15 protein-coding genes and 1 other RNA gene are annotated in these 15,000 nt (G+C 62.7%); 6 read left to right on the top strand and 10 right to left on the bottom strand.

The annotated features are described in order from the left end of the window. Positions 1–68 precede the first annotated feature (68 nt). On the bottom strand, positions 69–1,157 hold the full coding sequence (locus U0004_RS24505; protein WP_070257994.1) for a FecR family protein: 1,089 nt from the start codon (positions 1,155–1,157) through the stop codon (positions 69–71). A gap of 8 nt (positions 1,158–1,165) precedes the next feature. Next, positions 1,166–1,651, bottom strand: coding sequence for a sigma-70 family RNA polymerase sigma factor (locus U0004_RS24500; protein ID WP_174718109.1), 486 nt, complete (start codon positions 1,649–1,651; stop codon positions 1,166–1,168). 168 nt (positions 1,652–1,819) lie between these two features. On the opposite strand from U0004_RS24500, the gene U0004_RS24495 reads away from it, so the two are divergent. Next, positions 1,820–3,463 carry an alpha-D-glucose phosphate-specific phosphoglucomutase gene (locus U0004_RS24495; protein ID WP_070257978.1) on the top strand — a complete coding sequence of 548 codons (1,644 nt, stop codon included), beginning with the start codon at positions 1,820–1,822 and terminating at the stop codon, positions 3,461–3,463. Between the two features lie 51 nt (positions 3,464–3,514). On the opposite strand, the gene U0004_RS24490 is transcribed toward U0004_RS24495, so the two are convergent. From U0004_RS24490 to groES, 5 genes are all read right to left on the bottom strand, one after another. After that, positions 3,515–5,089, bottom strand: coding sequence for a POT-type proton-dependent oligopeptide transporter (locus U0004_RS24490; protein WP_034786545.1), 1,575 nt, complete (start codon positions 5,087–5,089; stop codon positions 3,515–3,517). Between the two features lie 81 nt (positions 5,090–5,170). Then, positions 5,171–5,728, bottom strand: coding sequence for a GNAT family N-acetyltransferase (locus tag U0004_RS24485; RefSeq protein WP_070257977.1), 558 nt, complete (start codon positions 5,726–5,728; stop codon positions 5,171–5,173). A gap of 85 nt (positions 5,729–5,813) precedes the next feature. Continuing rightward, a complete protein-coding gene (locus U0004_RS24480) occupies positions 5,814–6,290 on the bottom strand; it encodes a hypothetical protein (protein WP_034786768.1) in 477 nt (158 codons plus the stop codon). A 246-nt stretch (positions 6,291–6,536) separates the two neighbouring features. After that, positions 6,537–8,186, bottom strand: coding sequence for a chaperonin GroEL (gene groL, locus U0004_RS24475; RefSeq protein WP_034786546.1), 1,650 nt, complete (start codon positions 8,184–8,186; stop codon positions 6,537–6,539). Between the two features lie 50 nt (positions 8,187–8,236). Further along, on the bottom strand, positions 8,237–8,527 hold the full coding sequence (groES, locus tag U0004_RS24470; RefSeq protein ID WP_010400979.1) for a co-chaperone GroES: 291 nt from the start codon (positions 8,525–8,527) through the stop codon (positions 8,237–8,239). A 526-nt stretch (positions 8,528–9,053) separates the two neighbouring features. On the opposite strand from groES, the gene U0004_RS24465 reads away from it, so the two are divergent. From U0004_RS24465 to U0004_RS24445, 5 genes are all read left to right on the top strand, one after another. After that, complete coding sequence (locus tag U0004_RS24465; protein WP_070257976.1) at positions 9,054–9,800, top strand: hypothetical protein; 747 nt, start codon at positions 9,054–9,056, stop codon at positions 9,798–9,800. 156 nt (positions 9,801–9,956) lie between these two features. Further along, positions 9,957–10,220 carry a DUF904 domain-containing protein gene (locus tag U0004_RS24460; protein WP_070257975.1) on the top strand — a complete coding sequence of 88 codons (264 nt, stop codon included), beginning with the start codon at positions 9,957–9,959 and terminating at the stop codon, positions 10,218–10,220. Next, positions 10,220–10,531, top strand: coding sequence for a cell division protein ZapA (locus U0004_RS24455; RefSeq protein ID WP_034747344.1), 312 nt, complete (start codon positions 10,220–10,222; stop codon positions 10,529–10,531). Before U0004_RS24460 ends, U0004_RS24455 begins: the two co-directional genes overlap by 1 nt. Before the next feature lie 189 nt (positions 10,532–10,720). Further along, a non-coding RNA gene (gene ssrS, locus U0004_RS24450) (6S RNA) lies at positions 10,721–10,898 on the top strand. A gap of 79 nt (positions 10,899–10,977) precedes the next feature. Continuing rightward, a complete protein-coding gene (locus U0004_RS24445; RefSeq protein ID WP_070257974.1) occupies positions 10,978–11,442 on the top strand; it encodes an EVE domain-containing protein in 465 nt (154 codons plus the stop codon). Here the strand turns inward: U0004_RS24445 and U0004_RS24440 are convergent. The 3 genes from U0004_RS24440 to U0004_RS24430 form a co-directional block, all read right to left on the bottom strand. Next, positions 11,439–12,920: a GGDEF domain-containing protein gene (locus tag U0004_RS24440; RefSeq protein ID WP_070257973.1), complete on the bottom strand. Its 1,482-nt coding sequence runs from the start codon at positions 12,918–12,920 to the stop codon at positions 11,439–11,441. The two genes, U0004_RS24445 and U0004_RS24440, sit on opposite strands and share 4 nt — an antisense overlap. A gap of 192 nt (positions 12,921–13,112) precedes the next feature. Continuing rightward, positions 13,113–13,943: a prolipoprotein diacylglyceryl transferase gene (gene lgt, locus U0004_RS24435; RefSeq protein ID WP_034786551.1), complete on the bottom strand. Its 831-nt coding sequence runs from the start codon at positions 13,941–13,943 to the stop codon at positions 13,113–13,115. Between the two features lie 80 nt (positions 13,944–14,023). Then, the gene (locus U0004_RS24430; RefSeq protein WP_070257972.1) at positions 14,024–14,935 is read right to left on the bottom strand and encodes a LysR family transcriptional regulator; all 912 of its coding nucleotides are present in this window, start codon (positions 14,933–14,935) and stop codon (positions 14,024–14,026) included. Between the last annotated feature and the right edge of the window lie 65 nt (positions 14,936–15,000).

The following is a 15,000-nucleotide window of genomic DNA, read 5'->3' as shown; positions in this document are numbered from 1 at the left end:
ATTGTCGATTAACTTGGTAGACGCGGCAGCGGGCAAAACCCTCACCTGCGAATGCGACTTATTTGCATTTATTTTTCAGGCAGTCGCATCGCAGGGGCCTGCGCCGGCATTTTTGCTGCCATGCGGATCTCGCTGGCGCCGCCGCTGCGCACGATCTGCACGGACAACAGCTGCGGCAGGGCGGCGGCGAAGCGGTCGAGCTGGGTCAGGCTGAAGCTGCCGCCGATGCGCAGCTGCGCCACGGCGGGATCGCGCACGACGAAGCCCGTGTCGCCATAGCGCTCGAATTCGGCCAGTGCCGCGCCCAGCGGCACATTGTCGAAGGTGACCCTGCCGTTGCGCCATGGCGCAACGCTGCCTGGGGCCAGGCTGGCGATGGCGGACAGGCGGCCGCCGGCGTCGGCGCTGACGCCCTGGCCGGCCCGCAGGTCGGCCAGGTCTTGTCCTGCGCCCGCCACGCGCACGTAACCTTGCTGTACGGCCACGCGCAGCTGGCCGTCGTGTTCGAGCGTATTGCGCACGGAAAACTGCGTGCCCACCACCGTCACTGTCAAGGGACCGCTCAGCACGTCGAAGGGCTGGCCCTGTCTGCTTTGCACCTGGAACAGCGCTTCGCCGTGCGCCAGGCGCACTTCACGGCGCTGGCGGTACAGGGTAACGTGCAGCTGCGTGGCCGTATCGAGTTCTACCTTGCTGCCATCGGGCAGCGAGACGGCCAGGCGCTGGCCGCGCATGGTGGCATACGACTGGCTGAACACGGCTTGCTGTTGCCACCACTGGTAGCCGCCCGCGCCCACGCTGAGCAGCAACATGGCGGCGGCCGCATACGGCAGCGCGCGCAGCCAGTGGCGGCGGGGGCGGGAGGATGACGCTGCGTGGGGCACTACCCAGCGCGCGGCGACCTGCGCGGGAATCTTGCGCGCCACGCGGTGCGTGTCCCGCAGCTGCGCGTACGCTTGCGCGTGCAGCGCGTCGGCTGCCAGCCAGGCGGAAAATTCGGCCTGTTGCTGTGCATCGAGGTTGCCGCGCCGGCCAAACCAGCTTGCCGCGGCCAGCGCCACGCCGTCCTGCGTGGCGGCAAAGTCGGCGTACTCGCGCAAGTCCGCCTCGTCCTGCGCGGACGGGCCGAAATCATGGCGGGGCGGGTGGGCGGTCATGGGCGCCATTATGTGGCTTCCCGCAAAGAATGCAACTGCGCCTGGCAACTGAGCATGCCCCGCGCGATATGTTTTTCCACCATGCTCACGGAAATGCCCATGCGCGCGGCGATCTGCGCGTGCGGCAATTCCTCGAAGACGTGCAACACGAAAGCGTCGCGGCAGCGGGGCGGCAAGGCGTCGATGGCGGCCACGCAGGCTTGCCAGTCCTGGCTGCTTTCGAGCGCCTGGTCCGGCTGCAAGTGGCGCGGCGCGGCCGGATGCGCGGCCTCGGGCAGGGCGTCGAGCTCCTCATGCTGGCGCAGGGCGGCGCGGCGGTGATTGTCGATCAGCAGATTGCGCGCCGTGCGGTACAGCAGCGCGCGCGGTTCGCGCACGGCCGCTTCGCCCAGCACGCGCGCATAGCTTTCCTGCACCAGGTCGGCAGCAGCTTCGCGGTTGCGCAAGCTGCGCCAGCAAAAGTTCAACAGTTCTTGGTAATAGCGTGCAACCACGGCGTCCGATGTATGAGTCCGCAGCCAGGAGTGCCGCATATGAGAATGATTCTCATTATATGGCATGCCGGAGTGTAGCGCTAAGCGGCTTGGCGCACCGTGGCAGGCGTACAACGCTTTGCCGCTTGCCTGGCATGCGTTACCATCGGAAGTTAATAAGGAGGCAAGATGGCTATTCAAATCATCAACACGGCGCCGGTAGCCGGCCAGCGGCCCGGCACTTCGGGCCTGCGCAAGAAGGTGGCTGTGTTCAGCCAGCCGCAGTATCTGGAAAACTTCGTGCAGAGCGTTTTTGACACGCTGGGCGACTGCCGCGGCCAGACCCTGGTGCTGGGCGGCGACGGGCGCTTTTACAACCGCGCGGCCATCCAGACGGTGCTGCGCATGGCGGCCGCGCACGGCTACGCGCGCGTGCTGCTGGGACAGGGCGGCATCCTGTCGACGCCGGCCGTCAGCTGCGTCATCCGCAAGCATGGCGCCAGCGGCGGCATCATCCTGTCGGCCAGCCATAATCCGGGCGGCCCCGATGGCGATTTCGGCATCAAGTACAACATCGCCAATGGCGGCCCGGCGCCCGAAAAGGTCACCGAGGCCATCTACGCCTGCACGCAAGGCATCGCCGAATACCGCATCAGCGACGCAGCCGACATCGATCTCGACAAACCGGGTTCGGTGCGCATCGAGCAGATGACGGTCGAAGTGATCGATCCGGTTCAAGATTACGCGGAACTGATGCAGCAGCTGTTCGACTTCGACGCCATCCGCGCCCTGTTCGCGGGCGGCTTGCGCATCTGCTTTGACGGCATGCACGCCGTCTCCGGCCCGTATGCGACGGCCATCCTGGAAGGCATGCTGGGCGCGCCGAAGGGCAGCGTCATCAACGGCGTGCCCCTGGAAGACTTTGGCGGCGGCCATCCGGACCCGAATCCCGTCAACGCGCAGGAATTGATTGCCATCATGGCGGCCGGAGATGGTGACAATGAGGCCCCCGACTTCGGCGCCGCCTCGGATGGCGACGGCGACCGCAACATGATCGTTGGCCGGCGCTTCGACGTGACGCCGTCGGACAGCCTGGCGATTTTGGCCGCGAACGCCACCGTGGCGCCCGGCTACCGCGCGGGCTTGAAGGGCATCGCCCGCTCCATGCCCACATCGGGCGCGGCCGACCGGGTCGCCGCCGCACTGGGCATTCCGTGCCACGAGACGCCGACAGGCTGGAAGTTCTTCGGTACCCTGCTCGACGCGGGCCTGGCCACCCTGTGCGGCGAGGAAAGCTACGGCACCGGCTCGAACCACGTGCGCGAAAAGGATGGCCTGTGGGCCGTGCTGTTCTGGCTCAACCTGCTGGCAGAGAAGAAACAATCGGTGGAAGAGATCGTGCGCGCGCACTGGGCCGTCTATGGCCGCAACTATTACTCGCGCCACGATTACGAAGACATCGACAGCGCCGGCGCGCAGCAGTTGATGCAGGCCGTGCGCGGCCAGCTGGCCGCCTTGCCGGGCCAGGTACTCGATGGCTACACGGTGGCGCTGGCCGACGATTTCAGCTACACGGACCCGGTCGACGGCTCCTTGGCGACGCAACAGGGCATCCGCATCGTCATGACGGACGGCGCGCGCATCGTGCTGCGCTTGTCCGGCACGGGTACCGAAGGCGCCACCCTGCGCCTGTACCTGGAGCGCTATGAAGCCGATGTCGCGCAGCACGGCATTCCGACCCAGGAAGCGCTGGCGGGACTGATCGCCGTGGCCGAGCAACTGGCGCAGATCCGCGCGCACACGGGGCGCGATGGGCCGACCGTGACGACGTAAAAAAAGGGCGCCCAAGGGCGCCCTTCTTCATTGCTGCAGGTCAAACCGGCATCATGCTTTTGCCGGGATGGCCGCCTGGCGGTAGTTATCGACCATCTTGTAGCGCTTCGCATACAGGCCGAAGGCCAGCATGGCGACGGCGGCAAAGGCGGCGAAGAAGAACATCTGGAAGGCCGTCACGCTGATGCCGCTTTCGGCGATCTTGCCGATCACGCCTTCGTTCATGACGCTGCGGTTGACGATCAGCACCCACAGGTTGCCCACCGTGGTCGACAGATTCCAGAAGCTCATGATGGCGCCCTTCATCGAGACGGGTGCCTGGCTGTAGGCAAACTCCAGGCCAGTGGCCGAGACCAGCACTTCGCCGAACGTCAGCAAGGCATACGGCAGGATCTGCCACATGATGGAGACGGCATTGCCGCTGTCGAGGGCCAGCTGCAGCAAGCCGATGACGATCCACGCCAGCGAGGAAAAGCCGATACCGGCCGTCATGCGGCGCAGGGCCGTCGCTTCCAGGCCGAAGCGGTTGAGCATCGGGTACAGCACCAGGTTGTTGAACGGGATCAGCAGCATCACCAGCATCGGGTTCAACGCCTGCATCTGCGCCGGCAGGAACCAGCTTGGTTTTTCCATGGTGTTCGCTTGCACGATCCAGGTCGAAGCCTTCTGGTCGAACAGCGAGAAGAAGGGCGTGACGAGGGCGAAGATGACGAGGATGCGCAGCACGGCGCGCACGCCTTCGACGGCTTCGTCGGGGTGGATGCCGCGCGCGCGTTCCAGCTGCATGGCCGTGCCGATGCTGCCGAAGGCCAGCAGCAATACCAGCGCCGTACACGCGGAAATCACGAAGCCCCATTCGGGAATGCTGTAGAACGCATACAGGGCGCCGATCACGCCGACGTAGGCCACATACAGGCCGGGACGCGAACCGCCGTCGACGCGCGCCAGCAGGGCCGTGCGGGCCACGCGGGTGAACGAATCGGGGTTCGGCGGTGCCGGCGGCACGTGCACGTATTTCTTGGCGCCCATCCAGAAGACGATGGTGGCGGCCAGCATCATCAGGCCGGGGATGCCGAATGCGATCGATGGACCGTAGTCGCGCAGGAACATCGGCATCAGCAGCGAAGCGAAGAAGGAGCCGAAGTTGATGATCCAGTAGAACAGGTCGAACACCAGCTTGGCCTTGTGCTTGTTGGTCTGGTCGAACTGGTCGCCGACAAACGAGGCCACGAGCGGCTTGATGCCGCCGGAACCGAAGGCGATCAGGAACAGGCCGAAATAGAAGCCGTTGACGCTGTTTTCAAACAGGGCCAGACAGGCATGGCCGGCGCAATACACGAGGCTGAGCCAGAAGATGGTGTTGTATTTGCCGAAGAAGCGGTCGGCCAGCCAGCCGCCCAGCAGCGGGAAGAAATACACGCCGATGACGAAGGTGTGGAAGACGTGCTTGGCTTCGCCCGTGCGCTGGTCGATCGGGATCATCAGCAGCAGGGTGCTGATGAGGAATGGCGTCAGGATGTTGCGCATGCCATAAAAGCTGAAGCGTTCGCAGCCTTCGTTGGCGATGATGTACGGTATTTGCCGGGGCATCTTGCCCGTGGCGGTTTGTGTCTCGGCCGATGACATTGGCTCTCCCCAAGTTTTTTTTGTAAGCCGCGATGCTAAGGCCTGCCGCGTTTGCTTGCAACAGAAAAAACGGCCTGTCCGCTATTTCGCAGGGATTTGTAAGGTATTGATTTTCATAAAGACATTACTTTCGGCACTTGCACGCGCCGGGCGGGGCAGCAACAGCTGCATTTGCAGCATGCCATCCGATGCGGGACAGTCCTGCAGGGTAAAACCGCAAGCCAGGTACAGGGTCAGCGCCGCGTGGTTGTCCTGTGCCACGGCCAGGCGCACGCGGCCCAGCTCGGGAATGGCGCAGGCATGGGCGATGGCGGCCTGCACCAGTTGCCGTCCCGCGCCGCGCCCGCGCGCCTGCGGCGCCACGTACAAGCCCCACAGGCTGGCCTTGTCATGCACGACGGCGATCGGTTCGCGGCGCAGGCCGGCCATGGCGATCAATTGTTCCTTGGCGAAAGCGCCAAATATTATTTGGTGGGAGGTGGCGTGCAGGCGCTCGGCTATCTGTGCCAGCGGCAAGCCGCTTTCCGCCGCATGCGTGGTGCAGAAGGCAGCGGGCAGTTCGGCGATGCCGGCCAGGCGCAGCGCGCGGTAGGCGCTGGCGTCGTCTGGCGTGAGGGGGCGGACGGTGATGGCGGGCATGTGGGCGAGTATCGGGCTTCGATGCCAGAAAGTAAAGCTTGCGCTGCAACGCCGGTGTCCCTGGCCATCGCGTTGGCTTGGGGGGTTACTGCGTGGCGATGCGCTGCATGGGCGCATTGTCCTTGCGCCATTGTTCCAGGCTGATCAGGTCGCCGCTGACGATGTCGTCGACGAGGATGCGCTTGCCATCGGGCGTGACGACGAAACTCTCCCACCGGTGCGCCGCATCGGGCGTGCTTTCGAAAAAGCTCAGCTGGTAGCAAGCGACGCCATCGACGAGACGCGTCTCGGGCGACGTTTCCATCACGGCGCCGTGCGCGCGGCCGCCGGACGCCTTTTCGATATGCGCCGACCATGCCTTGATTTCCGGCAAAGCCATCAGCGCATCGACGGCGCGCGCGTTCTGCTCCGGCACCGCCGTCTGGCTGCTCGCGGTCGGGGCATTGTCTGCCTGCGGCGCGGACTGCTGATGCAGGTAGAAAGCACCGAGCCCGGCGGCCAGCAAGCCGGCCAGGATGCCGGCGATGATGGTGGTTTTGGAAGAAGAGGCGCGTGGCGGCATGATGGTGAGCGTGAGAAAGAGGGACGATGGCGGCCATGCTAAAGCAAAACGCACAGCCCGGCAATCGCCGGGCTTGCCAAACGGGCTTGCTAACGGGCTTGCCAAATGAACAGGCGAAAAAAAGCCACCTTCCGTAGAAGGTGGCTTTCGGGGCCGCCGGGAGGCGCTGGCAGCTTTTGGTCTGCCAGCCCCGTCCCTGCGTATGCGGCCAGTCGCGCCGTCGCCTGCGCGACTGGCCGACGGACATTACATCATGCCGTCCATGCCGCCCATGCCGCCCATGCCACCCATGCCGCCGCCCATGCCGCCGCCTGCTTTGTCGTCAGCGATTTCGCAGACCATGCAGTCGGTCGTCAGCATCAGCGAAGCGATCGAAGCGGCGTTTTGCAGCGCCGAACGGGTCACTTTGGCTGGGTCCAGGACACCCATTTCCACCATGTCGCCATACGTGCCGTTGGCAGCGTTGTAGCCGTAGTTGCCCGAGCCAGCCAGTACGGCTGCCACGACGACCGAAGCTTCTTCGCCAGCGTTTTGCACGATCATGCGCAGTGGCTCTTCCATTGCGCGCAGGACGATCTTGATACCAGCGTCTTGATCAGGATTGTCGCCCTTGACCGTGATGTTGGCGCGTGCGCGCAGCAGGGCTACGCCGCCGCCTGGCACGATGCCTTCTTCCACGGCAGCGCGGGTCGCGTGCAGTGCATCTTCAACGCGGGCTTTTTTCTCTTTCATTTCGACTTCGGTGGCTGCGCCAACCTTGATCACGGCAACGCCGCCAGCCAGTTTGGCGACGCGCTCTTGCAGTTTTTCACGGTCGTAGTCCGAGGTCGCTTCTTCGATCTGTACGCGCACTTGTTTCACGCGTGCTTCGATCGAAGCTGCTTCGCCGGCGCCATCGATAACGATGGTGTTTTCCTTGCCCACTTCGATGCGTTTCGCTTGGCCCAGTTCGGCCAGGGTCACTTTTTCCAGGGTCAGGCCGACTTCTTCAGCGATCACTTGGCCGCCGGTCAGGACAGCGATGTCTTCCAGCATGGCTTTACGGCGGTCGCCGAAGCCAGGTGCTTTCACTGCGCAAGTTTTCAGGATGCCGCGGATGTTGTTCACAACCAGGGTGGCCAGCGCTTCGCCTTCGATGTCTTCTGCGATGATCAGCAGTGGACGGCCAGCTTTTGCGACTTGTTCCAGTACCGGCAGCAGGTCGCGGATGTTCGAGATTTTCTTGTCGCACAGCAGGACGAATGGGCTGTCCAGCACGGCAACTTGTTTCTCCGGGTTGTTGATGAAGTATGGCGACAGGTAGCCGCGGTCGAACTGCATGCCTTCAACGATGTCCAGCTCGTCGTTCAGCGACTTGCCGTCTTCAACGGTGATGACGCCTTCCTTGCCGACTTTTTCCATCGCTTCAGCGATACGCTCGCCGATCGAGTAGTCCGAGTTTGCCGAGATCGCGCCAACCTGGGCGATTTCCTTGGTCGTGGTGCAAGGACGGGCGATTTTCGCCAGTTCTTCGACGGTGGCAGCAACTGCCTTGTCGATACCGCGCTTCAGGTCCATCGGGTTCATGCCGGCGGCAACGAACTTCATGCCTTCGCGCACGATGGCTTGTGCCAGCACGGTTGCGGTGGTGGTGCCGTCGCCGGCGTTGTCGCTGGTGCGGGAAGCAACTTCCTTGACCATTTGCGCGCCCATGTTCATGAGCTTGTCTTTGAGTTCAACTTCTTTCGCTACCGAGACACCATCCTTGGTGACGGTAGGGGCGCCGAACGAGCGCTCCAGGACCACGTTGCGGCCTTTCGGGCCCAGCGTTACTTTGACTGCGTTGGCGAGGATGTTGACGCCTTCGACCATCTTGGCGCGCGCTGCGTCGCCGAATACTACTTCTTTAGCTGCCATGTTCAATTCTCCTGAGTTTCGGGATGTATCTGTCTACAACGTGGAAACAATTACTTGACGACGATCGCCATGATGTCTTCTTCGCGCATGACCAGCAGCTCATCGCCGTCAACTTTGACGGTTTGGCCGGCGTACTTGCCGAACAGGACGCGGTCGCCCACTTTGACATCCAGAGGACGCACTTTGCCGTCGTCGAGAATCTTGCCATTGCCTACGGCAAGGACTTCGCCTTGATCCGGTTTTTCAGCAGCTGCATCAGGAATGATGAGGCCGGACGCAGTCTTGGTTTCCTGGTCGAGGCGTTTGACGATGACGCGATCGTTCAATGGGCGCAGATTCATACAAAACTCCTTAAAGTTCAATGGATAGGTGTTGCTAAATGAATACATGCCTGGCGCAGCGCCAGACCTGCTTTCAGTGACCGCCGTTGAAAGCAGCCCGCAACGGTCAAGCAAACCCCATGGCATCGGGTGCGTGCCAGCGCTGGGCAGTGGTGGCATCGCGGCGTCGCCCGCCGCGTAGCGTTCCCTGCTGTTGTCCGGCATACACCATCATGTCCTGAGGATTGCTACGAAAGAGTTTGTTAGCACTCTCTACTAACGAGTGCTAATTATAGGGACGCTAAGGGTCAACTTCAAGGGCTTATTCAAGGGGAACATATAGATAGATGCTGAGCAGAGCCTGCATCTACACAGGGTTTGCGCCAGCACAAGCCTCGTTCCCGGGCGTCAGCAACAGGCGCGACTCTAGCATGCCGTTCGGAGAGGGGGCGTTCCTGTACGCACAGGAAACAGAGTTTGACTATGAAATTTGATAAGATGATTGCAATTGCATATCAATATCACCACTCGCACCAGAAAGCACGCCATGCCATTCCCGATTTCCCATCCCGCCCTGCGCCTGTTGGGAGCTACTCTCGTCGGTCTCGCCTGCCTGGGCAATGCTGCGGCGCAAACGCCCACCATCGTCGACGAGATCACTGTGGCGGCCCTGACGCCGCTGGAAAAGGAAATGTTGCTCAATGACTTGTTCAACGATCTGAACAAGGATGACGACGACCAGGAAGCCCATGTGTGGGACAACGGCGGCGACAGCGGCGTGCTGGTGAAGGTCACATATAACTTCAGCAACTCCAGCATGACGGAACACAGTTTGAAGGCGCACGTGTGCCGCGACCTGAAATTCGTCGTCACCGCGGGCGACAAGTCGCAGGACCTGAGCCGCCGCACCTGTTCGCAGAACAGCGGACGCTGGGATGTGCAGGGCAAGGACCCGGCGCCCGTCGTGTATCCGCCATTCCTGTCCGACGTCACCATCGCCAAGCTGAATGCGAAGGAACAGAAAGCGCTGCTGACGGCCGCCGTGCGCACCTTGAAAGATGAAGAGGATGGCAAGACGCGCCAGTGGAGCAACAAGGGCCTGGGCAATGCGGTGCCGCTGGCAGTGCGCCTGACGCCCTCGGGGACGGACGCCAAGCCTGGCAGCTACCACCGTACTTGCCGCGACTTGACGATGGTGCTTGACGGCAAGGGCGGACAACAGACGCTGACGCGCCGCTCTTGCGAAAACCGCTATGGCGGACTCGATATCGAACCCGATTACGTCGACGAGTAAAACGCTGCCATCGCGGCGCCGGCGGATGCGCGCACTTGGCGAAAAGCGCCGGAAAAAGCGTGTATTGTCCGCCAACTGCCCTGCATTGATGTAAATATGTGTGACAGCGGCGTGATTCGATTGACGCCCATGGAGCGTCCGCCCTATAGTGGCGGGATGATTTCCGAATTCAACGAATTATCCGACAAAATAGGCCTGCTGGCCGAAATGACCCATGCGCTGCGCCGTGAAAACGCGCAACTGCGCAAGGACAATGCCGCGCTGGCCGCCGACAACGCCCTGTATGTGCAGCGCATGCGCGAGGCGCAGGAGCGGGTGGAAGCGTTGCTGGAAAAAATTCCCGAACTGGTGCAAGCCGGCCTGGAGCAAGCCGCTTCGGAAGCGGGCGCCTATAGTGCCGAGAACGAGAAGGAAGCGTAATGCCGCGTGTCGATGTCAATATCATGGGCCAGTCCTACAGCATGGTGTGCCGCGACGGCGAAGAGCGCGCGCTGCGCGAAGCGGCGATCTATCTCGATAGCAAAATGAAAGCCATCCGCGACGCGGGCAAGGTCAAGGGCAACGACCGCATCGCCGTGCTGGCCGCCCTGGGCGTGGCCGCGGAATTCCTCTCCGTGAAGTCGCCGCAAGGTCCGCTGTCGGAATTGACGATACTGGAAGTGAAGCAGAAAATCTCGGCCATGCACACGGTGTTGGATAGTGCATTGACGCCCCAGGAAAACCTTTTTTAAACACTGAACCAAACCTACTGCGTGTCGCGCCTTGCGGCCTGCGATGCTCGCTGTGCTCAAGCACAGCTGCGCTTCTTGGCCACAATTCATCGCCGCTCGCTACGGTTTTGTTCAGTGTTATTAATTGGATTTTAAGCGGACACAGTACGATTTGTCTTTGCGATGCGCGATCAAAGGAGTAAACTTGGGTCTACCCTGCGGTGTTCGCGATTGCCATATATTCCTTGAACCATTTATGCGCATCGGTTGCGAATTTTGTTTGATGGGAGTGAGCGTCGCTCGTTCGACGAACCCGAAATTGAACTAACGTGACCACCTTGAACCGTTTGGTTCGGGATGCCGGCATAGCGGCACAGGCGGGGCCCAATTTGCAGTACCAAGAAAACGGTTGCAGCATCGATGCGCAACCGTTTTTTTACGCCTGTTGCTTTTGATAGGGAGTGAATATGAAACAATATTGGCTGATGAAATCCGAACCCGATGAAGTGAGCATCGACGACCTCATGGCGGCGCCCAAACACACCATGCCGTGGTTTGGCGTGCGCAACTACCAGGCGCGCAACTTCATGCGCGATGGCATGCAACCGGGCGATGGCGTGCTGTTCTATCACTCGAGCTGCCCGCAGCCGGGCGTGGCGGGCGTGGCCGAAGTGGCCAGCACGGCGTATCCGGATCACAGCCAGTTTGAAGAAGGCGGAAAGTATTTCGATGCCAAGGCCACGCCAGAGCAGCCGCGCTGGATCAGCGTCGACGTGCGCGGCCTGAAGAAGACGGCGCTGCTGCCCCTGTCCGAGATGCGCCAGATGCCGGAGCTGGAAGACATGCTGCTGCTCAAGAAAGGCAGCCGGCTGTCGATCACGCCCGTGACGCCGGCGCAATGGAAAGTCATTACCGGCAAGCTGACAGGCTAGCCTTCGACCCGGTTGCGGCCATTCTGCTTGGCCCGGTACAGGGCCTGGTCGGCGGCGGCGAGCAATTGTTCCGGCGTCTGTCCTGCGTCATTGAGCGCGAGGCCGATGCTGGCCGTCACCAGGCCGCCGCGCGACGGCGCGTGGACGATGGCGGCTGAGGCAATCGCTTCCTGCATCTTGTGCGCCACGGCCAGCGCACCCGCACCATCGGTGGCGGGCAGGATGGCGGCAAACTCCTCTCCGCCGAAGCGGGCCGCCAGGTCGCTGGCGCGCGGCAACGCGGAATGCAGGGCCGCCGCGATCTGCACCAGACACGCGTCGCCATACGGGTGGCCGAAGGTATCGTTGAGGCTTTTGAAGAAGTCGATATCGATGATCAGCAGCGCCAGCGCTTGATTGTTGCGCGCGGCGCGCTGCCACTCCAGCTGCAGGGTCTGGTCGAAGCAGCGCCGGTTGGCGATGCCCGTCAAGCCATCCGTCAGCGACAGCTTTTCCAGTTTGTCGTGGGCTTCGCGCAACGCCCGTTCGCTTTGCATGTAGCGGCTTTGCAGGGTGGCCGAGCGCAGCGCGTGGACCGTCAGCGCGACAAACAGGGCGCTGGCCGCCAGGTAGAAATGTTCGCGCAGCACGACGAATCCCAGTCCCAGCAGGGCTGCCGTGAAGAAGATGGGGCTGAAGTTGTCAATCAGCAAGGTCAACGGGCGCGGCGGCCGTGCTTCTTCCTCGCCCGGCTGCACGCGCATGGCCAGCACCGCCAGCAGCAGGAAAGGCAGGCTGGGCAGTACCTCGCTGGGACCGGCTTCGGCCAGCGCATGCAGGGTCAGGTAATTATAGGCACCCGCGCAGGCGGCGTAGCACCACAGGAACACGCTGAGCAGCAGGTAGAAACGCCCTTGTGCGCCATCGCGGCGGTGCGCCAGCAGGCGCAGCGAGGCGCAACAGGCCAGGACGAGGTTTTCCACGTTGTACGTCGTCACCAGCAGGCTGGCGGGTATCGGCGCGATCGAGCGCTGGTCGAAGGGCGAGACGGAAAAGATGGCCGTATAGGTCAGGTAAGCTGCCAGCAGCACTTGCACGGCGTCCAACCATTGCAGGGTGCGCGAAGGGTGGCGGTCGCTGACGGAGGAAATGGCCAGCAGCAAGGGTGCGCCATACATGAAATAGGCAAAATCGGAGAAATACGTCGTGTCGGACGCCACATGGCCGCTCAGGTCTTGCCAGGCGGACAACGCCATGCCCGTGCTCCAGAACAGCATGGCGGCCGCAAACAGGCCCCAGCCCGTGCGCACGACGCCGGGTGTGCTCAGGCTGGCGTTGCGGCAGCAGGCGGCCAGCGCCAGCAGTGGCGCCATCACGCCGAACAGGTAGCTTACGGCGGGACCGCGCGTCCCGGCCCAAGCCGTCAAGGCCAGTTGCGCCAGCACGTAGCCGCCCGCCAGCGCCAGCCAGAATGTCGTGGTCTTCCTCGCATACTGCATGGATGGGACTCCCCGCTCGAATTGCCAACACAGCATGATTGCATGCCCTGCTCTTGCTGCAGGGTAAAGCGATCATTGCGCTATCGCAAGCGAAGATTCATTCCGCAAGGAAATTATGCTGCTTTGAGGGAAAGGTTGCCGGAGGAGGGTGATGGCGCGCCTGCCTGGCGCGCCATCGGGGGAACGGCCGTTTTACGTGTTGGCCGGGCGGGCCTTGGTGGGCGGCGTGCCCATTACCTGGCTTTTATACGCCCACACCAGCAGCGCGATGGCGCCGACGATCATCGGCAGGGACAGCATCTGGCCCGAGGTGATCGGCACGCCCAGCCACACGACTTCCCAGTCCGGCGTGCGGAAGTATTCCGTGAAGAAGCGCGCGCAGCCGTACAGCAGGGTAAACATGGCGCCCACGGCCATGCGCGGACGCTGCTTGCGCGCATACAGCCACAGGATGATGAACACCAGGATGCCGTCGACCAGCATCTGGTAGAGCGGTGACGGGTGCACGGGATACGGAATGCCTGGCCATTGCATGGCCCACGGCAGGGTTTCCGGGGCGATGCGGCCCGGCAGTTCTGCATTGATGAAGTTGCCCAGACGGCCGGCCGCGTAGCCGAGCGGCACCAGCGGCGCGATGAAGTCGAGCACATCGAACAGGTTGCGGCCCGCCTTGCGGCTCCACAGGTACATGGCCAGGATGACGCCGAGGAAGCCGCCATGGAAGGACATGCCGCCATGCCAGACCATGAAGATCTCGAGCGGATTGTGCATGAAGTATTCGGGGCGGTAGAACAGCACTTCGCCCAGGCGCCCGCCGATCACCACGCCCAGCATGCCGTAGAACAGCATGTCATCGAGGTCTTCCTTCTTCCAGCCCAGCACGGCGATATGCGGCTGCTTGATGCGCACGCGGCCCAGGATAATGAACAGGGCAAAGGCCAGCACATACATCAGGCCGTACCAGTGCACGGCGAGCGGGCCGATCTGGATGGCTATCGGGTCGGGCATCGGGTGTATCAGCATGGGGGTTTCTTTCTTTGTTTAAAGCCAAGGTTGCGTAGTATGGGGGCGCTTGCGGTTCTTTGCCTTAGCGGCCACTTAATTTATCGTGCCGGGTGGCTTATCTGCTTGCGCAACAGCGCCAGAAAGCCTTGCAGCACGGCGGACGGATTGTCGCGGCGCCAGGCCAGGCCCGTTTCCACCAGCGGCGTGGCGTCCTGCAGCGGCCTGTATTCTACGCCCGGGCGCATCAGATTCGATACCGATTGTGGCACAAGCGCGATGCCCATGCCAGCCGAGACGAGGCTGACGATGGTTTGCATCTGGATCGCTTCCTGGCCGATCTGCGGCGTGATGCCGGCCGCGCGGAACACGCCGAGGATGGCGTCGTGCAGGGCGGGCGAGATCGCGCGCGGGAAAATGATCAAGGGCAGGGACGGCACGTCGCGCAGGCGCACCGCGCCCGGCGTATTTAAAATGGCGAGGCCGGACGGCGCGGCCAGCACCAGCGGCTCGGCCAGCACGGGCAGGTAGTCGAGCGTCCCTTTGGCCTTTTCGGGCAGCGGCGGGATCAACAGGCCCGCATCCGTACGCCCGGCCAGCAATTCGTCCAGCTGCAGGTCGGAAGTGGCCTCCTGCAACTGGATCTGTACTTGCGGATAAGCCGTCTGATACGCGCGCAGCAGCGGCGGCAGCACGCTGTAGTCGGCCGAGGAAACAAACGCCAGGCTCAATCGCCCCGCCTCGCCCTGCGCGGCCCGTTGCACCAGCGCGGGCAAATCGAACGCCTGCGCCAGCAGCCGGCGCGCCTCGGGCAGCAGGGCCGTGCCGGCCGGCGTCAGCTGCACTTCGCGGCGCGTGCGCACGAACAGGGGCGCGCCCAGCAATTCTTCCAGGGCCATGATGGTTTGCGACAGGGGCGGTTGCGTCATGTGCAGGCGCGCGGCGGCGCGGCCGAAGTGCAATTCCTCGGCGACGGTGACGAAATAGCGCAGCTGGCGCAGTTCAAGGTTCATATGCGTTTCCATGGGGAATAAGTTCTGTGATATATAAAGCGACTCACAGACACGTGCATCATATA

Origin of the sequence: Janthinobacterium lividum, from assembly GCF_034424625.1 — a bacterium.
Lineage (GTDB): Bacteria > Pseudomonadota > Gammaproteobacteria > Burkholderiales > Burkholderiaceae_D > Janthinobacterium > Janthinobacterium lividum.
The sequence above is the reverse complement of the archived record's forward strand: the minus strand, read 5'-3'. Positions and strand labels throughout refer to the sequence as shown.

Excerpts from the sequence above, each read along its gene's own strand:
- U0004_RS24505 (WP_070257994.1), bottom strand. The coding sequence starts at position 1,157 with ATGACCGCCCACCCGCCCCGCCATGATTTCGGCCCGTCCGCGCAGGAC.
- U0004_RS24495 (WP_070257978.1), top strand. The coding sequence starts at position 1,820 with ATGGCTATTCAAATCATCAACACGGCGCCGGTAGCCGGCCAGCGGCCC.
- U0004_RS24490 (WP_034786545.1), bottom strand. The coding sequence starts at position 5,089 with ATGTCATCGGCCGAGACACAAACCGCCACGGGCAAGATGCCCCGGCAA.
- U0004_RS24485 (WP_070257977.1), bottom strand. The coding sequence starts at position 5,728 with ATGCCCGCCATCACCGTCCGCCCCCTCACGCCAGACGACGCCAGCGCC.
- U0004_RS24480 (WP_034786768.1), bottom strand. The coding sequence starts at position 6,290 with ATGCCGCCACGCGCCTCTTCTTCCAAAACCACCATCATCGCCGGCATC.
- groL (WP_034786546.1), bottom strand. The coding sequence starts at position 8,186 with ATGGCAGCTAAAGAAGTAGTATTCGGCGACGCAGCGCGCGCCAAGATG.
- groES (WP_010400979.1), bottom strand. The coding sequence starts at position 8,527 with ATGAATCTGCGCCCATTGAACGATCGCGTCATCGTCAAACGCCTCGAC.
- U0004_RS24465 (WP_070257976.1), top strand. The coding sequence starts at position 9,054 with ATGCCATTCCCGATTTCCCATCCCGCCCTGCGCCTGTTGGGAGCTACT.
- U0004_RS24460 (WP_070257975.1), top strand. The coding sequence starts at position 9,957 with ATGATTTCCGAATTCAACGAATTATCCGACAAAATAGGCCTGCTGGCC.
- U0004_RS24455 (WP_034747344.1), top strand. The coding sequence starts at position 10,220 with ATGCCGCGTGTCGATGTCAATATCATGGGCCAGTCCTACAGCATGGTG.
- U0004_RS24445 (WP_070257974.1), top strand. The coding sequence starts at position 10,978 with ATGAAACAATATTGGCTGATGAAATCCGAACCCGATGAAGTGAGCATC.
- U0004_RS24440 (WP_070257973.1), bottom strand. The coding sequence starts at position 12,920 with ATGCAGTATGCGAGGAAGACCACGACATTCTGGCTGGCGCTGGCGGGC.
- lgt (WP_034786551.1), bottom strand. The coding sequence starts at position 13,943 with ATGCTGATACACCCGATGCCCGACCCGATAGCCATCCAGATCGGCCCG.
- U0004_RS24430 (WP_070257972.1), bottom strand. The coding sequence starts at position 14,935 with ATGAACCTTGAACTGCGCCAGCTGCGCTATTTCGTCACCGTCGCCGAG.